This is a genomic window from Staphylococcus simulans (assembly GCF_003043455.1).
Lineage (GTDB): Bacteria > Bacillota > Bacilli > Staphylococcales > Staphylococcaceae > Staphylococcus > Staphylococcus simulans_A.
On sequence record NZ_PZGG01000019.1, the window covers coordinates 18,197 to 39,082 of the forward strand.

Genomic DNA, 20,886 nt, shown 5'->3' on the forward strand with positions numbered 1-20,886 from the left:
AAATACAGTAAACCATGCGCCATTTAGAAATCTTTTTATAGGATTGTCATTATTATTTTTTAAGTGCGCGTTTCAACGCTTTAAAGATATTCTTATCAAACGTTAAAACCGAATCACGGTAACTTCTCACCGCAATCCAAACAAGTAAAACCAGAACAATTACTGATAAACCCATGCTCACTATAATTTCCCACAGCTCTAAATTCGGTGTCGAAGCCCGAACAAATAATAAGTACGGTGATAATAACGGAATGAAGCTGGCAACTTTCACAAGCATCATGTCTGGATTATTCATACCGAATATTGCGATGTAAAAAGCAATGAAACTAATAATTGTCATCGGCATTAATGATTGATTCAAATCTTCAATACGTGTCGCAAGTGCGCCTAAAATAGTTCCTAATACAGTATAAGAAACCACACCGATAATGATAGAAAGGACACCGACAATAATCAATCTTGTAGTCGTAGGTGTCATAGTCATATCAAATTTTTTCATCAAGTCGCTCGCATCTGAAAAATATAATGCTGCCGCCCCTACCGCAACTAAAATCAGAACTTGTGTAAAAGCGACACAAATCATAGCTGAAATTTTAGCTAAGATATGTTTAATAGGTGAAATACTCGTAATGACCATTTCAATGACACGTGAAGTTTTTTCTGTCGCGACTTCCATTGCTACTTGGTTGGCATAGTTCATAATCACGAGGAACATCAACATGATGCCTGCATATAAAATAATCCAATTTAAAAATTTATTACTTTCAGAAGTATCGGCGCCATCTTTACCGATTGCTTTTGAAGTGACTTCACTTTTTTGTTGTAAATCAGAAAGTTCTTTTGGGCTTAAATTAATTTGTTGCGCTGCTGCTTGTGTTTGAATAGGTGTTAAGATATTTTCTAATTTTTGAACACTCTCATCAGACGGTGCGTCTTTACTAACAACTTCACCTTTAATTTTTTGTCCTTGTTGTTCAATGATATAAGCTTTGTTAATTTTGTCTTGTTTTATTTCTTTTAAAGCTTGATCTTTAGAGAGTATTTTAAATTCTGTACCCTTTTCTTCAATATGTTTACTTTGTGCTTTGACCATTTGCGCAACCTTCGGCTCATTGGATGCAATGCCGATTTTATCTGGTCCATTATCAAACAAATCGATAATCTTATTCAAGTTAGCTGCCGCTATGATAATCACTGCCAAAATAACAGTCATAATGATAAATGCGCGTGATTTCACTTTATTCTTATACGTCAGATTGAACGTTGCTAAAAACTTATTCATGAATATCACCTACCTGTTGAATAAAGATATCTTGAATCGACGGTTCAAGCACTTGGAATCTTTTTACAAATCCATGTTGTGCCACTGCATCAAAGACACGTTTTGCGGCTTCTTGATTTTCTACAGACACAGTAATCATACGTTTTGAACGTTCTACACGTGTGACACCTTCAACTTCTTCTAAACTTTCTAAAGCATCTTCTGTTTCAATCACAATTTTCTTCAAATCAAATTGATCCTTAATTGATTGAATATCACCTTGTAAAACTAAATCACCATGATTCAATATACAAATGTCGTCACACAGTTCTTCGATATGTTCCATACGATGTGAACTGAAAATAATGGTAGTACCTTGCTCGTTTAAATCTTTAACTGCTGATTTTAATAATTCTACATTGACTGGATCTAAGCCACTGAATGGTTCATCTAAAATCAACAACTCAGGTTTATGAATCAGACTAGCTAACAATTGAATTTTTTGTTGATTACCTTTAGATAATGATTCAATTTTCTTATCTCTGTTCTCAGTAATCTCAAAGCGTTTCAACCAATAGTCTAATGCTTGATTAAAGTCCTTTTTTGCCATCCCTTTTAAAGTCGCAAGGTAACGCAATTCATCTGCCACTTTCATTTTCGGATGCAAACCACGTTCTTCAGGCAAATAACCGACTTGGTTAAACATATGTTCACCCATCTTTTCACCATTATATGTAACTGTTCCTTTTGTTAATGGTGTCAGTCCTAAAATCATACGGAACGTTGTCGTCTTCCCAGCACCATTTCGTCCTAAGAATCCTAACATTTTGCCTTTTTCAAGTGTTAAAGAAATATCATTGACGACTGTCTTATCGCCATATTGCTTTGTTACGTCTTCTAAAACTAAAGCCATCGTACATCACTCCTTATCGTTGGTGTTGATGAATGTAATCATGTCAAACATATACTATAAGTATATGATAATAATATTTATTAAATCTCTATCTTTACAAATTATTCACATAGAATTCACACTTTATTTGCTTTGGTAGTGTTTGAAAATTTTTACGTAATAAAAACTAATATTAAAGACAAATAAGATAAACAGCAATGTTAACGCCAATGTTTGTGTATGACCTGTGATGGCAGTATAAAATGCCAATGCGAGAATCAAAACAGTTAATGCAAGTAAGTTATATTGAAATAGCTTAAATATTGCTGAAAATGTGACATATCTCTCACCTTCATCCATCGCTTTCATCATTTTATCTACATATTGTTCATCATTAGGCTTTGGTAGTCTTGAGTCTAATTTAGGCAAATAGATTTGATACATCACACTAAAAAATGTAGAAATTAAAAACGGAATGACTGAAACCTCCCAATGATTATGGGCAAATTTAAACGTAGTCACTAAAATGATATTCGCTAATGCAACAAATGTACTGAGATGGCTCAAAACTGAAGCATTGAAAAACTTACGATTATACAAAGTATCATAATGATCTCCTAACGCTTCGTCTTCTTCTGAGAGATGTTTATAATCTTTAGCTTGAGACAACTGTTGAACCATAAAAACTCCAATTATAATAATTAATAGTGTCGTTATGACGGTTGATATAACCGTTTCATTTGTACCAAATAGTTGTAATCGTGATTGTTCACTTAGAAAACTGAAATACAATCCAACACATCCTCCCAATAATCCCCCTAATGCAATCTTTCCTGCATATTTCCAATTCTTTTTCGTGCTACTCATAATCGTCCTCCTCGAAAATGAAAATGTCTTCAATGCGTTCTCCGAATATCCGCGCAATTTTTGCGGCAGTCAGTACGGAAGGCATAAATTCATTTCGTTCAATTAATGAGACGGTTTGTCGTGAAATCCCTGCTTTTTTCGCTAGTTGTGTTTGATTATAGCCATCTCGTGCCCGCAATTCTTTTAATCGTGTTTTCATGCGCCTTACCTCCGTTAACACATATACTATATGATAATAGTCATTTTGACAAGTATATTAGTCAAAATGACATGCATAATAAACAAAAAAGACGATACCTTCTATATGAAAATATCGTCCTTATTGTTATTTTGTTATTTGGTTTTAGGCGTGTCTGTAACGTTGTCCAACAGGTTCTGGACCATAAGCATTGTGTCCTTCTTGCGACTTTTGTACACCTACGACAATTACCCAAATCGCAAATACTAACTGTGCAATAGAGAAAATAGCATCTACAATTGTAGCAAACATGCCATCTCCTAAATTCACAAATAAAAGAATACGTTCTACTATTAATAAAGCGGAAAAGATAATTGGGACAACCATTGTATTGCCCGTATCATGGAAACGTCTCGCAAGCAAAGCGACCCATGGAATGAAGCTGGCGATTTCAAAAATTGTAGTTAAACCAAAAGAAGTATTATCAAAACTTTGGTTCAAACCTAATAAAGCATCCAGACTATTCAATACAATGTTAATAATCGTTGTCCATAGTACCATAAACCAGAATTCTGAACGACGTGATCTCCCGTTAAAATCAATGTAACGTTTCCAGAATAAAACAAAAGCTTCTACGAATCCGACACTCTTTTTGTGTTGTTCATGCATCGTATCTCTCCTCCATTTGTTTAGATTCTATATGAAATACTTTCTAATAGATGTTTTTGCTCAATAATTCTTAGTTATGTTAAAAATCGGAACTTGAATCATGACTTGTCGTACTGCCTTTTGTCGATTGAGCCGATTTAGTATGCGATGTATTAGATGCTGGCGCATTGCCTTGTTCAAAGCGGTGTATATATGGACTGCGACCATACTTGTTATCTTTGTCTTGACTTGGCAGACATAGCACTACAAGGACATAAATCCACAAACCTAAGTTAACCAAGCTGATGATTAAAAATATAATTAACGCTGGCGTGAGTTCAGTTGATTCATCCATATTAAGCACAAAATTAAACACATTCATCAAAATACTCAATGCGAACATAATAATCGGTATCACCATAGTTCTACCTGTATCATGAAAACGTCTGATCATGACAGCCCAAGTAGGAATGATTGTAGCTAAGGCAAATAATACATATATCAACATGCATATGAGGAATAAAATCATACCCATAACTGCTACTCCGTTGGACTCAACTGCAGCACCACCGACTAAAAATATAGTTCCTAAAATCATGATAAAAGTTAAAGGCGCATATATAATAAGCATCCATAACGCCGCAAACCAATATTCTGAGCGTGTTGACCTTCCAGTAAAATTAACATAATTTTTCCAGAACAATTTGAAAGCTTCTAAAAATCCTACGCGTCGTATCATAAACATCCTCCTCTCTTTTTTAATGGATTAACGGTACTACTATGTATTACAACTTACTCTTTTATGTCTTTTAAAAGGTAATAGTTATTTAAAACTATTCTTTTTTATTTTAACAGACTTATTGTAAAATTAGCATAGTTTTTCTAAACTTTACAATATCTACAAACTCACACTTCAAACGAAATATTGTTATTCCTTGTCATCTTTGCGTAAAATAGAAATTACTGTATTAAATAGATGAGGAGGAAAGTCATGGATTTTATTCATCGCACAACCGAGGAAATCGCACGTGATTTATTAGGGGTCAGAGTCCAATTTGATGATGGTGAACAAACGTATGCAGGTTATATCGTTGAAACAGAAGCTTATTTAGGCGATATTGATCAAGCTGCTCATACGTATAACGGACGAAATACACCTCGTGTACAATCCATGTATAAAGATGGCGGTACGATTTATGCCCATGTCATGCATACACATCTATTAATCAACTTTGTAACACAACCAGCAGGTACTGCCCAAGGTGTACTGATTCGTGCACTAGAACCAGAAACGATTACTGAACAAATGAAAGAAAATCGTAATGGTAAAGATGGGATAGACTTAACAAACGGCCCAGGTAAATGGACACGAGCCTTTAATATGACCATGGCCTTGGATGGCTTTAAGTTAAATGAAGGCCCTTTAAAAATTGATACCAAACAACGTCGTTATCCAGTAGATATTGTTGAAAGTCCGCGTATCGGCATCCCCAATAAAGGTGAATGGACACATAAACCATTACGCTTTACTGTAGAAGGTAATCCTTACGTGTCACGTATGCGAAAATCAGAGATGAAACCTGCACAAGAAACTTGGAAAGACTAATGAATATGCTAAAATAATTTAAAATTATATGGATTGATAAAAAAGTGGCCCTCCTTAATCTAAAGGAGAGACCACTTTTTTTCATATTTCTATAATTGTATTTGCTTGCAGGGATAGTGGAACATTGATGACACGTTGATTTAACGAACCTTTAAAGGCTAATCCTGGTTGATAAAGCTGTTGAACAAAAGGTCCATCAACTAAGACATCAATTTGGCTTAATAACTGTCTACGCGTTTTTGTATTATGTTTCAAGTTCTCAAACATAAAACCAGACCAAACCCAAATCGTTTTAGTATGACCAAAACGTGCTCTGAATGCTTCAATCAATGGCTGGATAATATCTATATTACAAAAAGGTTCACCGCCTAACAGGCTTAACCCAGCAATGTAATCTGGTGCACAAGCATCAAGGATTTGAGTCATTGTATCATCTGTAAAGGGTGTGCCATATTTAAATTTTTGCGCTGCGACATTATAACAGCCGACACATGCAAAAGGACAACCTGATACATATACACTGCATCTGACCCCTTCACCATCCACAAACGATTCTTCTTCAATCTTTGCAAGATAGCCTTGTCCAGTTTCAACTTGTGCATATAACATCGTTATTCGTTTCCTTTCATATGTTTCACACGTGCAGCGATTTCTTTATGACGCCCTTCTATCGTTGGTCTTTGAACAGGGTTACCGAGATAACCGCATGTTCTTTTAACTACATCTACTGTGTCAGGATCGTGATTACCGCAATGTGGACATTCATAGCCGTGTGCTGTTGTTTTAAAGTCCCCTTCAAAACCGCATTCATAGCATTTATCTATCGGTGCATTGGTACCTAAGTAGCTGACTTTATCATATGAATAATCCCATACCGCTTCTAGCGCCTTTGTATTATGTGTCAATTTCGGATATTCACAGTAATGAATATAACCACCGCTCGCTAAGAAAGGATAATCTTTCTCAAAATCCAATTTCTCAAATGGCGACACTGCTTTACGTACATCATAATGGAATGAATTTTGGTAATAACCTTTATCTGTAATATTCGGAATTAAACCGAAACGTTCTGTATCTAAACGACAGAATCGATCGGTTAATGATTCACTTGGTGTGCTATATAAACTGAAGAAAATATCGTAATCTTCTGTCCATTGATATTGGAAATCTTTCATGCGTCTTAAAATATCTAACGTGAATGTTTTCGCTTCAGGATTTGTTTCCCAGTTTGGTCCATAAAAGACAGTTGCCGCTTCATAAAGACCAATGTAACCCATAGAGATGGTTGCACGTTTATGTTTAAATAGTTCCATCACATTGTCATCTTCTTTTAAGCGGTTATGGAAAGCACCGCTTTTATATAGAATCGGAGCGTTATTTGGGATTACAGATTGAATACGCTCTATACGATACACTAATGCGTCATGTATCAAAGACATACGTTCATCAAGTAATCTCCAAAAAGCCGCTGGATCACCTTCTGTTTCAATCGCGATACGAGGCAAGTTCAATGTAACGACACCTAAATTACAACGACCGCTGTTTTCATTTTCACCCTTTTCATTTTGCCATGCCGGTAAGAATGAACGGCAACCCATCGGTGCTTTGAAATCACCTAAGATTTCAACCGTTTTATCATAGTTCAAAATATCTGGATACATACGTTTAGTAGAACATTCTAGGGCTAACTGTTTTACATCATAGTTGGTATCTTCACGCGCAAAATTGACACCTTTTTTAATCGAATAAACCAACTTAGGGAAAATGGCAGTCACATGATGATGACCTAAACCTTGAATACGTGTTTTCAAAATTGCCTTTTGAATCATTCGGCTGTATGTATCTGTGCCTAAGCCGAAACCTAGTGTCACAAAAGGTGTTTGTCCATTAGACGTATATAGCGTGTTGATTTCATATTCTAAGCTTTGCATCGCATCTTTAATATCTTTTTCAGTTTGCGTACGGACATAATCCTCCAATTGTTCAGGGTACACAAACTTTTCACCGATTTCACGATGTTTTCGAGCATTACATTCTGCATATTGACTTAATACTTCGTCAATACGGTCAACTGTACAACCGCCATATTGACTGCTTGATACGTTCGCAATAATTTGAACGATTTGTGCTGTCGCAGTTTGAATTGACTTTGGAGATTCTACTTGTGCATTACCAATTTCAAACCCTTTTTCCAACATTCCTTTAATATCAATCAAGCAACAGTTTGTTAAGGGTTGGAAGGGATGATAATCTAAATCATGGAAATGAATATCTCCGTTTAAATGTGCTGCTGCCACATGTTTTGGCAATAAATGTTCTAAGGCATATGATTTAGAAACGACACCTGCTGTTAAGTCACGCATCGTTGTAAATGTTTCACTATCTTTATTCGCATTTTCGTTCACTACAGTCGGATCTTTATTGATTAATCGACTTAAGCTTTCTTCTAGTTTCAACATAGAATTCCCCTTTTCTACTATATCTTGTGTTCTAAGTACTAAATTACCACAATATATAGAATTTAGAAGAGGAATGCCGTACTTTTAACAGATATGTCAAAATGTTGTGGCTTAATTTTGAATAGAGTATTTAGGACGACTCTATTTCCATCTTTTCCTAACTATGCAAAAATGCCCTCGTCTATATACAATAGACAAGGACATCTCATCAATTCACAAAAACTTTTACAACCTGTAAATATTTCTACCCTAAACTTCTAAAAAGCTTTGCTTATTTAATCTGTCACATTGTTTCTGTTGAAGTGATACATAAACAACTAGCCATACTCATCTTGAATTATTCTGGATGTAAATAATTCATCTATATATTTTAACCTTCTTTTAGGACATTTATATCCATTTAACCATATAGAGCTGGCGCAGTTTAAACCCTTATAGAATTTCTTAAAATAAAACTTTCTTTAAAAACACGTTCATTCATTAAATCTTGTAAATTATGATGAGTTAGTTGACAGCTTAAGTAAGCAGCATATATATAATTCTCGCCGCTAATCAAATAGTTGGTTATATCGTATATATATTTTGTCGATGGACGACTCAACTCAATACGTAACTCTTGATTGATGTCTATAATCATAGCGGTATTTGTCTTGGGTGTTATGACAACCAAATGATACTTCACATTATCTACAACACAATCAATTTTAAAGGTATGACTGGCTGTGATAATATTCGTGTTGATATTGTTTTCGAGAGAAACATTCCAATTATTTAACTCAGCTTCTATACTGATGTGCAGTCCTGAGATGTGATGTTGATTTTTATCATAATAGTATAAAAACGGTTCAACTACTGGTGATGTCGGTTCTATCAGCACGATTTTTTTGAATTGTGAATAACTAGGTCTCACTCCCTGACCCCCTTCGACAGAGAATTAATATACACCTATTATATATTCGCTCATTTTCTAAAAGATAGCTATAAATCAATACAACATTATGTCAAAATGTTTCTCTTCTGTATTAAATAAAACTCATCTGTAATTTCGTTATTTACCAATCATTTTATTTTGTACAATCCATCATTTTTAATTAATCTAAGTGCTTTGTGCAAATTAATGTTCTATAATAAGTGTAAGCGTTGCCAGAGCCCATGGACTCAAAGGTCCAGCTCTTCGTGATTGCCTATACCAAAACCAATTTGTTACTAAAAAAGCGGTTCAACACTCTACCAGTTGAACCGCTCTCCTTATATTTACACTTAATTTTTGTATGTTTCTATACAAAAAACTTGAGTGTTTTTTCTATTTTAAACCACGTTGTTCTATCCAATTTTTTAAATATTGATCAAAAATCACTGAAGTTTTTTGTAAATCTTGGATATTTGATGCATCTAACATTGTTGCGATACGTTTCATTTGTTCAAGAAACGCTTCTACATATTCCACAGTTTGTGTAATGCCGTTATTTTCAACTTGTTCTAAGAAAGGTCGAGACATACCTACTGCATCTGCGCCTAATGCGATACATTTCACTGCATCAAGCGGATTGCGTACGCCGCCGCTCGCAAATACAGACATTTTATTTTGTAGTGATTGGCTTTCTAATAAAGACTCAACTGTTGATTGTCCCCAATTTTGAAGATAAGACATATCTTTTAAATCACGGCGTTCGTTTTCAATATTAACAAAGTTCGTACCGCCTCGACCGCTGACATCTACATAACGTACGCCGATATCATATAAAGCTTTTATTGTTTCTTTGCTCATACCGAAACCGACTTCTTTTACAATCACAGGTACGTCAACTGTTTGAACAATCAAGCTCAAATTTTCCATCCAATTTGAAAACGTGCGATTACCTTCAGGCATCACAAGTTCTTGTGGTGCATTGACATGGACTTGCAGCGCATTCGCATTCAACATCTCTACAGATTTCTTAGCTAAGTCTGCAGGTACATCTGCGCCGACATTACTAAATAAAATACCTTCTGGATTTTTTTCTCTTACAATATTGAATGAATCAGCAGTTTTTGGATTACGTAAAGCCGCATGTGTTGAACCTACCGCAATCGCAAGTCCTGTTTCTCTCGCAACAACCGCAAGTTTTTCATTGATTTGCTTTGTCCATTCACTGCCGCCTGTCATAGCGTTAATGTATAGCGGTGAACTTAAGTCAAAATCTGGTAATTTGACTGATAAATCTACTTGGTCTACGTCCACGCTTGGAATAGAATGATGGACAAATCTGACACGATCAAAATCAGTTAATTTCGGATCAGTTTGCGCCATCGCAATTTTTACGTGATCATCTTTTCGTTGTTCCCTTTTAGAGTCGCTCATTGTCTTTCCTACTTTCTTTTCTTTCATGTATTAGTGATAGTGTATCAATCTACTGACATTCGTTCCAGTTTTTACGTTCATTTTCCATATCATACTAAAGCATATTTTTACGTTTGAAGAACCAAAGGCACCATAACGTGATTAGTACCATTAATCCTAGGCAAATAAAGTAACCATAATGCCATTTCAGCTCTGGCATATACTCAAAGTTCATCCCATAAATTCCCGCTAACAATGTTAACGGCATGAAAATCATTGAAACAATGGTTAATATCTGCATGACATGGTTCATTCTATATGTGGTATATGATTCAAAATTATCTCTGATTTCTTTTGTGATATCCTGCGCTGTTCTCAACATATTTTCTTCTTTGACGATGTGATCTTTAATATGTTGAATATACATTCTATGTCTTTCATCTCTGACTAAAGCACTAGAATATTGTAATGTGTCGATCAACTCTTTCATCGGCATAATGATTCTGTTCATCTTAATGATGTCGGAACGTAAATCAAACAAATCATCCATCATATATTTATTGGTACGCTCTCCACCATGTTCATCTTCAAACATGAATACTTTATCTGATATCTTTTCCACATGATTGAAATATTCATCAACAATATGGTCAAGAATATAAAGAACAATATCATCACAATCTAATTCTTTATCAAAACGGGCAGTGACTTGCTTGTGAACTGCTTCAATTTCATCAATTGGCTGGTGATGATATGTGATTAAAATATTGTTTTTAATAAAGATATTTAAGACTTCAACTTGATAGTTTTGTTCTGAAAGTCGATGGAATACGATATTCTGATAATCACCGTAATTCTTATATTTCGCTCTTGGATTGGCATGAATTGTATCATCAACTTCTAATGGATTAAAATCAAAACTATCTAATAAAAACTTGTTTTCTTGTTCAGTTGGTTCACTCAAATCAAACCAAATAACCGTCGCATCCGACGGAATATCACGCTTATTGTCTACTGTTTTGAAGCCATGTGATTTAGTTTGATAATATATGGACATACTCATGTGTTTCCCTCCCCCATGTCATAAAATTAGTTTATCATTTTTAGTATTAAGTATGTTTGAAGTTATCATCACTGATTTGTATATTATGGAGGGTTATAATGTACAAAACAATACGTAATAAATAAAAAAGAATAATCGGAAAAGGAGTTTTTTAATGGACAACTTATTTACATTAACAGGAACAGTAGAAAAATCTATGATTGATCATAATCAGCATATGCACGATTCACAATATAACGAAGCATTCAGCCAAGCAACGAATGAATTCAACTATAATAACGGCCTTTCATTAGAAGAACGTAAACAGTTAAACTATACGATTTTCACAATTGAAGAACATACAACATTCTTATCTCAACTTAAACTGAATGATACTTATCAAATAGATATTCACCTTTATAACTATGACTACAAACGCCTGCATTTCTTTTTAATCATGCGTAATGAACAAGGCGACATTGTCGCAACGAATGAACAGATGATGATGGGCATCGATGGCGAAACTGAGAAATCAGCTGCTTTCCCTGAAACATTTATGCGGAATGTTGAACTTTACTTCAACACGCAACCTAAGGTCGATTGGCCGAAACAATTAGGTCATCGTATTGACATACCCCAAAAAGGAGATTCCAAATGAATTTATCTCTTCAAGAAGAACTTCAAATAACCTTGTTGGATTTAACGGACGATGTCAAAGTCGAACTGAGTGAGCTCAATCAACTCAAAGACAATGTGACTAAAGGTCCTGACTATAAATTATTTGAACGCGGCATCATGCATGCGACAATACAAGGTAAACGTCAAATGATAGATACACTACAAAATCAATTACAAACAACAGGAACAAACCAAGACATCGTAGTTTTAATTGAAAATACAAAACAAGAGTTAGAAGCCCAATTATCGCAACTTCAGAGTAAAATCCCATCAAACAACACAACCAATCAAGCCTATTACGAAGAAGGTCTGACTGTAGCACAACTCTACGAAACACAAGGAAAGTACTATGTGATTCAAGTCATCAGTGATAAAATAAATACAATACAGTCAGAAGATAAGTTATAGGAATATATAAATCATTCTGTTCTTCTTTCTTCAAAGGGAGGTATTTGGTCCATTATGGCTCAAAATAATTTACGACGGGCTGATAAAGCTCCTTTAGATCGAGTACCGCTTCACCGCGGCCAATATTTCGCGCCTAAAAAGAAGCGCTCTTACGTCAGCTTAATCATCCAAATCATTGTATTGATTCTGACAATCATCTCGATTTACAGTATGCTGAAAGAACCTATTTTCAATATTTTACTCGTGAATGAACCCATTCGTTTTTCACAAATCTTGAATTTCCAAGAAACACTGCAAAACATATCGAGTCAAAATGTTGATTTAACGCAAATCAGCCAACTTCAAGATAATATCAGCAAATTGAAACTGGCCTTTTACGCCTTTTTCTTCGCCGGTATTCTCAGCTTGATTTTGACGGTTCTAACATTAATTTTCAATCGTACTGCGATTAAAATCGTTAACATGGTCTTAATCGCCATTATGTTCGCGATTCCTTTCGGTCTAGCTTATATCGTCGAAGAAACAGCGAAACGCGTATCTGAAACATTACAACAATACTTTATCAACCTCTCACCTGACAAAATCTTAGTCACAGGTGAAGCGATAAGTAATGCGACTGTATTACTCGCATGTTGTTTCGGTTTACTCTTTATCAGCTTATTCTTTAGAAACCGTCGTATTCGAATTAAATAGTAATTTAACCAGCAGCAGCTCACACCGAGTTGTTGCTTTTTTACATTTATTTTCCTACAAACACTTAACTTTACAACAAACTTAATTCTCTTTATTATAAGTATGGTTAACACCTCTCAACTAAAGAGTGTGAGGAAATTTTATAAAAAGGAGTCCATATAGAAAATGAAAACAATATTGAAATTCAGATGGCTAATTTCAATTATTGTTGTGATAATGGTGGCTTGTACTTTAGTCTTTGCGCCTAATTTATCTAAACTGGCCGAAGACAAGGGTGATATTAAGCCTCCCGATGATATGACCTCACAACAATATACAAATAAATTAAAAGATGTCGGGGCTGATTCCGAGAGTATCAGCGCAGTCGTCAAGTTAGATAAACCGCTTGATAAAGCAAGTCGTCAACAGCTTAATGACTATGTCAAAGACATCAAGAAAGTAAAACATGTTGAAAATGTCATTAATCCTGTCGAAAGCAAGACCATCGAAGATAAATTAGTGGCAGACAATCAGAAAACTGTACTGATTCCTATTGAAACGACAGATGATAAAACTAAAACTTTAAATGCTGCAGATGATATCAATCATATTCATCAAGACTTTAAGTCGTCTTATTTAACAGGTAACGAAATCATTAATGATGATATCAATAAAAGTGTGAATGAAGGACTGCAGAAAACTGAAATTATTACAGTCGTTTTAATTCTAGGTATCTTATTCTTAGTCTTTCGTTCAGTAGTTACACCTTTTGTACCATTACTTTTAGTCGGTATTTCTTATTTATTCTCACAAGGTATTTTGGCATTACTCGTTAAATATATCGATTTTCCGATTTCCATCTATATCCAACCATTCTTAATCGCATTGTTGTTTGGTATCGGAACGGATTACTGTATCTTATTACTTAATCGTTATAAGGAAGAACTAAGTAAAAATCAAACTAATTATCAAGCCGTATTGAATACCTTTAAAAATGGCGGACGTACGATTTTAATCTGTGCCATTACAGTATTAGTTGGTTTTGCAGCATTATTCTTTGTAGAATTCAGTCTTTTCCGCTCAGCTATGGGCATCGCAATTGGTGTACTATGTCTGATGATTATCTTATTCACCTTATTACCGACCCTATTGATGGTAACGGGTGAAAAAATATTCTGGCCAAGCAGAAATGCAGGTACACACAAAGATAGTAACTTATGGGGCAAATTGGGCCGCTTTACAACGAAACGTCCTTTCTTAGGACTTGTTATTGTTTTAGTTATTCTTATACCGCTTATTATTTTCGCACCTAACAAAATTTCATTCGACAATACGAATGAAATCAGTGATCAATATGATTCTATTAAAGCCATCAATATCATTAAAGATGACTTCACTATGGGACAAGCATTCCCTGTAAACATTGCGGTTTCAGACAATCATAAACTGACTACTTCTAAAGGTGTGAATGATGCTGAAGTATTGGCACAATCGATTGAAAAAATAAAAGGTGTAGATAGTGTCAGCACGATTACACGTCCTACAGGAGAACCGATTAAATCTCTTTCTGCAACACATCAATTAGATGTCATTCAAAGCAAATTAAATGAAGCCAATCAAGGACTTGATCAAGTCAACAATGGTTTAGGCGAGATGCAATCACAAGTACAACCTTTAACAGACCAGCAACGTGTACAACAAATGATACAACAAAGCTCTCAACTCCCACCACAACAAGCAGTACAACAAGTCACTGGTCAATCTGGTCAACTTACCAAAGGACTTGAACAATCACAAGAAGGTATTTCACAAGTTCAAGGTGGACAATCTCAGATTCAACAACGCTTAAAAGAAATGGCCGATGATAAAAATATCGACAAATCAGGTATGCATATCACAAATGATATGTTGAAAAATACAGACCTTAAAGATTCGGTTAAACAATATAGTGAAGGTAACGGTAAAGTATTGTTAATGACAGTTGAATTAAAAGGAGATCCATTCTCCAAATCATCCATGCAAACTGTAGATACAATACATGAGACTGTTGATCACCAAGTTAAAGGTACATCATTCGAAAATAGTGATATTGAGTTCGGTGGCACGTCATCACAAAACAATGACTTAGAAAAAACAGTCAATAGTGATATGAATAAAGCCATCGCATTAATTACAGTATTCTTATTTATTGTACTGTTGATTTTTGAACGTTCAATCATTATGCCAATTTATATGATTGCATCTATTTTAATCACATATTATGCATCTATTGGTATTTCGAATCTGATCTTTACGAACTTATTTGATATGGGTGGTCTCTCATTAGTTGTTCCATTCTTCAGCTTTGTCGTACTTATGGCCTTAGGTATCGACTATGCGATTTTCTTAGTCAACCGCTTCACCGAAGAAGTCGAACAAGGCCACTCAGTCACAGACGCAATTATTACTTCAATGCGTAAGATGGGTACAGTGATTATGACTGCATGCATCATATTAGTCGGTACAGTCGCAGCACTTTATACTTCTGGTGCCTTGACACTTATGGAAATTGCGACCGTGATTATTATCGGACTCATTATTTACAACGTACTGTTATTACCATTGTTCATCCCTTCTGTTGCACAATCATTCAACAAAGGAAACTGGTGGCCATTTAAAGCCCCTAAGACGAATCATCACATGAACACATCAAGTACAGACCATACACATTAAGAAATAAATCATAATTGAAGAAACGCCCCTGTGTACAAGACGCAGAGGCGTTTTTCTTATAAAAAAGCGACAGATACAACACCTGTCGCTTTCTTTTATATCTTCAATATTTTTTAATGATCGTGTTCTTGCGCAAATGCATCTGCTTTTTTCTTACTTTGAATAAAGAAACTTAAGAATAATGCGATGGCACTAAATAATGTCGCAATCCAGAATGCATCATTGACACCTTCAACTGTCGCAAGTTTGTTTAAGAAAGTCATAATCACTTTCATGGCACCTTCTTGGCCGCCATATTGCATGGCCATTTCTTTCATTTGGTCTTGAATGGCAGGATTTGTTTTATCTAAATCCTGTGCGAACGTATTCATATGTTCAGTTGTTTGTGTCGTCATAACTGTAACTAAAATAGCTGTACCTATAGAACCAGCTAATTGACGTAATGTGTTCACTAAGGCATTACCATGTGAAATTAAGCGTGCTGGCAAAGCATTCATACCTGCTGTCATAATAGGCATCATGATAAATGCCATACCGAATGAACGTAAAATATAAATCCCCATAATATGTGAATACGGTGTATCCATTGTTAGATGTGTTAACTCCCATGTACCGTATGTCATTACCGCAATACCAAATATCGCAAGTGGTTTAATACCGACCATATCATACAATTTACCAGCAATCGGACCTAAGAGTCCCATTACTAAGGCACCTGGTAATAATAATAAACCAGAATCAATCGCTGTGAAACCACGTAAATCTTGTAAATAAATCGGTAATAATAACATACCGCCATATAAACTCATCATCACAATGACGTTAATTAAAGTTGTTAATGCATACGTTGGAAACTTCAAGACTTCGAAGTTCAACATCGGCATCTTCATACGTAATTCTCTTAATACGAATAAGATAATGAAAATAGCTCCGATCGTGAATGACACAATAATTTCAGTTGAACCCCAACCTGCATTACCTGCTTCACTAAAGCCATATAATAATGCACCGAAGCCTAACGTACTGAAAATAATACCTGGTACATCTGCTTTAGGTTGAGATGTATGTTGGTAAATTTTGAAGCCGAAATAACCGACAACTATCGCAAGAATACCAATAAAGAACATACCATAAAACATAATGTTCCAATGATAATTTTGAACGATATAACCTGATAATGTCGGACCGATGGCAGGCGCTAAAATCATCGCAACGCCCATTACACCCATAGCCATACCACGTTTGGCTGGAGGGAAAATTGTCATAATCACATTAGAACCAAGCGGCATTAAAATTCCTGCGCCCGCTGCTTGAAGCACACGGCCAGTCATCATAATCGGGAAATTCGTCGCAATACCGCAGACTAATGAGCCGAGTGTGAAAATAACTAGTGAAAAGAGATACAATTTACGATAAGAAAATCGGTCGAATAAAAAGGCGCTGACCGGAATTAAAATACCGTTTACCAACATGAAGCCAGTCATCAACCATTGTCCAGTTGACGCTGTGATATTAAAATCACTGTTGATTTTAGGTAAAGCCACGTTTAATAAGGTTTGGTTTAAAATCGCAATAAACATCCCAAACAACATAGCCGCAAGGACTTTATTACGTGTCGCACCTTTACCAAAACGATACATGACTGAATCGCCTTGTGTTGGTTGTTCTGTTTCTTCTGTGTCTTGATTTTGTGTTGTATCCTGTTCATCTATTGACTCAGAATTAATTTCATCTGAGTGTGTTTGTTTTAAGTCCGCATCCTCTGTGGATTCAGTTGGCGCATCTAAATCGCTCGCTTTAAATCTTGAGGGATCAGTACTTTGTTTGATGTGAGAGGGGTTAGGTTGACGTACTGATTGTGAAGATTTGCGTTTTCTTAAGAAAACATTAATCAGCAGTACAATCAGTAATGCAACGACAATATATATAATTAAAGCAAGTGTCATAGATTGACCTCCTTACTTATGAATACTTACTTCAGCATTCATACCTGGAACCACTGATTTTGCCGGTGCAGATTCAAGTGAAATCTTCACAGGTACGACTTGTGATACTTTAGTATAGTTGCCGTCGCTGTTAGATGAAGGCATTAAAGAGAAACTTGAAGCTGTTGCTTTACCAACTTGTTCTACTTTACCTTTCATTTTAGAATCTTGACCGTCAATTTTAACATCTACTTTTTTACCCTTTTCAACATCTCCGAGGTCTGTCTCGTCTACATTTGCTGTAATGTATAACTCATCTAAATTATACGCGTATGCCATTGGTGAACCTGCTTGAACCATGCCGCCTTCTTGGGCATCTGTTTTTACAATAGTACCTGCTTGTGGCATTTTAATATCCATTTTTTGCGGAGATCCATCTTCTCCTTTACCAGCTACTTCTGCGATTTGTTCATCTTTTTTATAGTATTTGTTTTCTTTGCCATCAAATGATTCTACTTTGCCTGAAACAGGACTCGCAATTTTAATTTGTTGGCCATCTACTTTCGCATTTTCTGTTTTTATATAACTTGTTGCTTGATTATAGTAGTAAAAACCGCCAATGCCGATTAACACAAGCACTACGATTGTCACAATATTAATAATGATTAACTTCTTCATACGTACTTTCCTCCTATTTGCTTTTCAAAGTCACTTTTAATAGTATAAAGACATGTAACTTAAAAAAACACCAACACTTTTTAAAAATGTGTCGGGCAATTTTAAAGTGTATTAAAGAGGTGCAAAGATGAAAAAGCGTGCTCGAATCCAAATATTCAAAAGTACAATCGGTTTGATGGAAGACTATGCACCAGAAGAAATTACCATTAAAATGATTTGCGCATACAGTGGTATCAATCGCTCTACTTTCTACGCCTATTTCTTAGATAAATATGATTTGTTTGAACAGATTCAAAACTATCACATGAACCGCTATCAAAAATTAATGCGCATCGTTTATCAAAATTTCGAAGCTATAAAAAAAGAAAATCAAAAACTGCTTCAGTTTTTCCGCATTATCTTCAGATACATTCAAAGATTTCAACGATTTTTCCGCGCTATCTTTGTCACACATCCACAAAAAGATGTGATTATTAAATTCGTGACCTTTACCCATGAATCTTACGAAAGATTGTTGAACGATTATACAAGGGTTTCAGATAAGGTTTACTTTGCGCATTATTTAATTGGTGGTCAATTAGGTGTCATTCATACTTGGTTAAGACGTGATTGTACAGAAGCACCTGAAGCAATGGCACAAACAATGTTAGTCAATACCATTAAAATGAGACAACAAGCTTAATAATATTACTAAAATAATAAAGAGGAAGTGCTTGATATGAAGGCACTTCCTCTTTTTATAAGCTTAAACAAAAACAAAATTTCATATATTTCACTTACTAATTTTTATTCTGCTGCATCGCAAAGACTCTCGCCGTTATGATGTGAAGTATGATCAATACAATCGACGCGATAAAAATGATGATTAAATAAGGGATATAACTGCTTTCTCCCATTAAACCGACTAACGGTGTACTGATGCCACCAATTAATGTTTGAACTAAACCTAACAAACTTGAAGCACTTCCGCCGCCTCCTGTGCGTTCATCCATCGCAACTGAAAAGCCAAGTGTCGCTATACCTGTCACTGGACTGACTAACACAAAGAACGCAATGAACAAGAAGAAAATCGGCAAATGGAAAATCAGTACGATTGAAATCAAGACTACACCAACAAGTTGAACCCAAGTATAACCGCGCATAATAGCTAATGGTGAAAAGTAATCAACTAATTTACCCGATAGCTGTGATGAAATAATCAATCCGATCCCGTTCACTGCGAACATAATACTGAACGCTTGGGGTGTCAGCGTATAAATACGTTGCGTAATAAATGGAGATGCTGAAATGTAACTGAATAAAATCACAAAGGTCATCCCTTGAAGCAACATCGGCAATACAAATCGTGGGCGTTTCAATAAACGTTTGAACTGAATTAAAATTGATTTGATATCAGCTGGCTCTCTCGCTTGTTTGCTTAAAGATTCTGGCACCCGTATAGAGGTGCTAAATACCATAAAAATGCCGAAAATCGTTAAGATAATAAAAACCATATGCCAAGTTGAAAACAATAAGATGATACCGCCGAGTGCTGGCGCAATAACTGGCGCCACACCATTAACCAGCATTAAAACAGCTAAGAATTTCGTTAAAGCTTTCCCATGATACATATCACTGGCAATCGCTCGTGAAATCACCGCAGCTGCTCCTGCACATAAGCCTTGAATCAGTCTTAAGCTGATCATCATTGTAATGTTCGCTGAAAAAACAATGCCGACACTTGCGATAGTATAGATTATCATTACTATAATCAGTGGTTGTTTTCTTCCGTAAGCATCTGATAACGGCCCCATAATCAAATTACCAAATGCTAATCCAACCATAAATAAAGTCAGTGTTAATTGTGCTGCAGAAGCAGTCGTATTAAAGTCCGCTCTGATTTGCGGCAGACCTGGTAAAAACATATCGATGGATAACGCACCGATTGCTGTCAGCGCCCCTAAAATAATAATCAAAAATATAGGCGGTCGCTTTTGATATGTATGTCCCTGACTCACAAACAATCCCCTTCTTTCTCTCTATACAATTCAATTAATATCCTCATGTTATACCGATAGTCAAAATAATACAATGAAAATAAAACCATTATTCCAAATAATCAAACATATAATAACTGCACATTAAAAACTCCTCTCTATCCATCGGATAAAAAGGAGTTGATTTATGATTCATAGCTGATGATTTTCAAATCGTCAGTATTAGGTATCTGACCCGATTTATGATTATCATCTAAAAGTTTATAAGTTGATTTAACCCATACACCTTGGTTATTTAAATTTAATACTTCGGCGTAAACATGCGCCCCTTCAGTCGTCACGTCAACGACTTGGGGCGTTTGGTAAAAAGACGCTGCACCTTGCCCTGATTGAATCAATTGTTGTGTCTGTTTATAATTATCAGTTCCTGTTTTTAAAAACGGAGACACACTTGCGAAATTATTAGTTGTCGATGCATCATTTAAAGCTGATGTGTATTTATCAAAGAAACGAGACAATTTATTTTTTAAACTGTTTTCCTCTTTTTCTTTCTCTTCTACATAC

21 protein-coding genes are annotated in these 20,886 nt (G+C 35.4%); 6 read left to right on the top strand and 15 right to left on the bottom strand.

The window, feature by feature from the left end:
• Positions 1 to 52: 52 nt before the first annotated feature.
• The 6 genes from BU038_RS04925 to BU038_RS04950 form a co-directional block, all read right to left on the bottom strand.
• Positions 53 to 1,282, bottom strand: coding sequence for an ABC transporter permease (locus tag BU038_RS04925; protein ID WP_107605091.1), 1,230 nt, complete (start codon positions 1,280 to 1,282; stop codon positions 53 to 55).
• Positions 1,275 to 2,174: an ABC transporter ATP-binding protein gene (locus BU038_RS04930; protein ID WP_107605092.1), complete on the bottom strand. Its 900-nt coding sequence runs from the start codon at positions 2,172 to 2,174 to the stop codon at positions 1,275 to 1,277. Before BU038_RS04930 ends, BU038_RS04925 begins: the two co-directional genes overlap by 8 nt.
• A gap of 123 nt (positions 2,175 to 2,297) precedes the next feature.
• Positions 2,298 to 3,020, bottom strand: a complete 723-nt coding sequence (locus tag BU038_RS04935) for a DUF3169 family protein (RefSeq protein ID WP_107605093.1) — start codon at positions 3,018 to 3,020, stop codon at positions 2,298 to 2,300.
• The gene (locus BU038_RS04940; protein WP_002479678.1) at positions 3,013 to 3,219 is read right to left on the bottom strand and encodes a helix-turn-helix transcriptional regulator; all 207 of its coding nucleotides are present in this window, start codon (positions 3,217 to 3,219) and stop codon (positions 3,013 to 3,015) included. Before BU038_RS04940 ends, BU038_RS04935 begins: the two co-directional genes overlap by 8 nt.
• A 144-nt stretch (positions 3,220 to 3,363) precedes the next feature.
• Complete coding sequence (locus tag BU038_RS04945) at positions 3,364 to 3,867, bottom strand: DUF805 domain-containing protein (RefSeq protein ID WP_107605094.1); 504 nt, start codon at positions 3,865 to 3,867, stop codon at positions 3,364 to 3,366.
• 79 nt (positions 3,868 to 3,946) lie between these two features.
• A complete protein-coding gene (locus BU038_RS04950; RefSeq protein ID WP_158262784.1) occupies positions 3,947 to 4,585 on the bottom strand; it encodes a DUF805 domain-containing protein in 639 nt (212 codons plus the stop codon).
• Between the two features lie 252 nt (positions 4,586 to 4,837).
• Between BU038_RS04950 and BU038_RS04955 the strand changes: the two genes are divergently transcribed.
• Entirely contained in the window at positions 4,838 to 5,452 is a 615-nt protein-coding gene (locus BU038_RS04955; protein WP_107605096.1) for a DNA-3-methyladenine glycosylase, read from the top strand.
• Between the two features lie 81 nt (positions 5,453 to 5,533).
• Here the strand turns inward: BU038_RS04955 and nrdG are convergent, their stop codons facing one another.
• The 5 genes from nrdG to corA form a co-directional block, all read right to left on the bottom strand.
• Positions 5,534 to 6,061, bottom strand: a complete 528-nt coding sequence (gene nrdG, locus BU038_RS04960) for an anaerobic ribonucleoside-triphosphate reductase activating protein (RefSeq protein ID WP_107605097.1) — start codon at positions 6,059 to 6,061, stop codon at positions 5,534 to 5,536.
• Between the two features lie 2 nt (positions 6,062 to 6,063).
• On the bottom strand, positions 6,064 to 7,911 hold the full coding sequence (nrdD, locus tag BU038_RS04965; RefSeq protein WP_107605098.1) for an anaerobic ribonucleoside-triphosphate reductase: 1,848 nt from the start codon (positions 7,909 to 7,911) through the stop codon (positions 6,064 to 6,066).
• 424 nt (positions 7,912 to 8,335) lie between these two features.
• On the bottom strand, positions 8,336 to 8,821 hold the full coding sequence (locus BU038_RS04970) for a hypothetical protein (RefSeq protein WP_107605099.1): 486 nt from the start codon (positions 8,819 to 8,821) through the stop codon (positions 8,336 to 8,338).
• Between the two features lie 393 nt (positions 8,822 to 9,214).
• Complete coding sequence (gene fni / locus BU038_RS04975) at positions 9,215 to 10,252, bottom strand: type 2 isopentenyl-diphosphate Delta-isomerase (protein ID WP_107605100.1); 1,038 nt, start codon at positions 10,250 to 10,252, stop codon at positions 9,215 to 9,217.
• 94 nt (positions 10,253 to 10,346) lie between these two features.
• Complete coding sequence (gene corA, locus BU038_RS04980) at positions 10,347 to 11,294, bottom strand: magnesium/cobalt transporter CorA (RefSeq protein ID WP_107605101.1); 948 nt, start codon at positions 11,292 to 11,294, stop codon at positions 10,347 to 10,349.
• 154 nt (positions 11,295 to 11,448) lie between these two features.
• On the opposite strand from corA, the gene BU038_RS04985 reads away from it, so the two are divergent.
• From BU038_RS04985 to BU038_RS05000, 4 genes are all read left to right on the top strand, one after another.
• Positions 11,449 to 11,931: a thioesterase family protein gene (locus BU038_RS04985; RefSeq protein ID WP_107605102.1), complete on the top strand. Its 483-nt coding sequence runs from the start codon at positions 11,449 to 11,451 to the stop codon at positions 11,929 to 11,931.
• Positions 11,928 to 12,359 carry a hypothetical protein gene (locus tag BU038_RS04990; protein ID WP_107605103.1) on the top strand — a complete coding sequence of 144 codons (432 nt, stop codon included), beginning with the start codon at positions 11,928 to 11,930 and terminating at the stop codon, positions 12,357 to 12,359. The genes BU038_RS04985 and BU038_RS04990 overlap by 4 nt, the downstream gene beginning before the upstream one ends.
• A gap of 54 nt (positions 12,360 to 12,413) precedes the next feature.
• Positions 12,414 to 13,052, top strand: a complete 639-nt coding sequence (locus tag BU038_RS04995; protein WP_107605104.1) for a hypothetical protein — start codon at positions 12,414 to 12,416, stop codon at positions 13,050 to 13,052.
• A gap of 165 nt (positions 13,053 to 13,217) precedes the next feature.
• On the top strand, positions 13,218 to 15,743 hold the full coding sequence (locus BU038_RS05000; protein ID WP_107605105.1) for an MMPL family transporter: 2,526 nt from the start codon (positions 13,218 to 13,220) through the stop codon (positions 15,741 to 15,743).
• Between the two features lie 113 nt (positions 15,744 to 15,856).
• Here the strand turns inward: BU038_RS05000 and BU038_RS05005 are convergent, their stop codons facing one another.
• Both BU038_RS05005 and BU038_RS05010 read right to left on the bottom strand, forming a co-directional pair.
• Positions 15,857 to 17,689, bottom strand: coding sequence for a DHA2 family efflux MFS transporter permease subunit (locus tag BU038_RS05005; protein WP_107605106.1), 1,833 nt, complete (start codon positions 17,687 to 17,689; stop codon positions 15,857 to 15,859).
• 12 nt (positions 17,690 to 17,701) lie between these two features.
• Entirely contained in the window at positions 17,702 to 18,346 is a 645-nt protein-coding gene (locus BU038_RS05010; RefSeq protein WP_107605107.1) for an HlyD family secretion protein, read from the bottom strand.
• Positions 18,347 to 18,473: 127 nt separating this feature from the next.
• Between BU038_RS05010 and BU038_RS05015 the strand changes: the two genes are divergently transcribed.
• Positions 18,474 to 19,028: a TetR/AcrR family transcriptional regulator gene (locus tag BU038_RS05015; protein ID WP_107605108.1), complete on the top strand. Its 555-nt coding sequence runs from the start codon at positions 18,474 to 18,476 to the stop codon at positions 19,026 to 19,028.
• Between the two features lie 97 nt (positions 19,029 to 19,125).
• Here the strand turns inward: BU038_RS05015 and BU038_RS05020 are convergent, their stop codons facing one another.
• Entirely contained in the window at positions 19,126 to 20,343 is a 1,218-nt protein-coding gene (locus BU038_RS05020; RefSeq protein WP_107605109.1) for a multidrug effflux MFS transporter, read from the bottom strand.
• 164 nt (positions 20,344 to 20,507) lie between these two features.
• On the bottom strand, positions 20,508 to 20,886 hold a 379-nt coding region (locus tag BU038_RS05025; protein WP_428843591.1), incomplete at its 5' end, for a TcaA NTF2-like domain-containing protein.

Coding starts and splice junctions, on each gene's coding strand:
- BU038_RS04995 (WP_107605104.1), top strand. CDS start 12,414: ATGGCTCAAAATAATTTACGACGGGCTGATAAAGCTCCTTTAGATCGA.
- BU038_RS04985 (WP_107605102.1), top strand. CDS start 11,449: ATGGACAACTTATTTACATTAACAGGAACAGTAGAAAAATCTATGATT.
- BU038_RS04930 (WP_107605092.1), bottom strand. CDS start 2,174: ATGGCTTTAGTTTTAGAAGACGTAACAAAGCAATATGGCGATAAGACA.
- BU038_RS04940 (WP_002479678.1), bottom strand. CDS start 3,219: ATGAAAACACGATTAAAAGAATTGCGGGCACGAGATGGCTATAATCAA.
- BU038_RS05015 (WP_107605108.1), top strand. CDS start 18,474: ATGAAAAAGCGTGCTCGAATCCAAATATTCAAAAGTACAATCGGTTTG.
- BU038_RS05000 (WP_107605105.1), top strand. CDS start 13,218: ATGAAAACAATATTGAAATTCAGATGGCTAATTTCAATTATTGTTGTG.
- BU038_RS04935 (WP_107605093.1), bottom strand. CDS start 3,020: ATGAGTAGCACGAAAAAGAATTGGAAATATGCAGGAAAGATTGCATTA.
- nrdG (WP_107605097.1), bottom strand. CDS start 6,061: ATGTTATATGCACAAGTTGAAACTGGACAAGGCTATCTTGCAAAGATT.
- BU038_RS04945 (WP_107605094.1), bottom strand. CDS start 3,867: ATGCATGAACAACACAAAAAGAGTGTCGGATTCGTAGAAGCTTTTGTT.
- fni (WP_107605100.1), bottom strand. CDS start 10,252: ATGAGCGACTCTAAAAGGGAACAACGAAAAGATGATCACGTAAAAATT.
- BU038_RS04925 (WP_107605091.1), bottom strand. CDS start 1,282: ATGAATAAGTTTTTAGCAACGTTCAATCTGACGTATAAGAATAAAGTG.
- BU038_RS05005 (WP_107605106.1), bottom strand. CDS start 17,689: ATGACACTTGCTTTAATTATATATATTGTCGTTGCATTACTGATTGTA.
- BU038_RS05010 (WP_107605107.1), bottom strand. CDS start 18,346: ATGAAGAAGTTAATCATTATTAATATTGTGACAATCGTAGTGCTTGTG.
- corA (WP_107605101.1), bottom strand. CDS start 11,294: ATGAGTATGTCCATATATTATCAAACTAAATCACATGGCTTCAAAACA.
- BU038_RS04990 (WP_107605103.1), top strand. CDS start 11,928: ATGAATTTATCTCTTCAAGAAGAACTTCAAATAACCTTGTTGGATTTA.
- nrdD (WP_107605098.1), bottom strand. CDS start 7,911: ATGTTGAAACTAGAAGAAAGCTTAAGTCGATTAATCAATAAAGATCCG.
- BU038_RS04950 (WP_158262784.1), bottom strand. CDS start 4,585: ATGATACGACGCGTAGGATTTTTAGAAGCTTTCAAATTGTTCTGGAAA.
- BU038_RS04955 (WP_107605096.1), top strand. CDS start 4,838: ATGGATTTTATTCATCGCACAACCGAGGAAATCGCACGTGATTTATTA.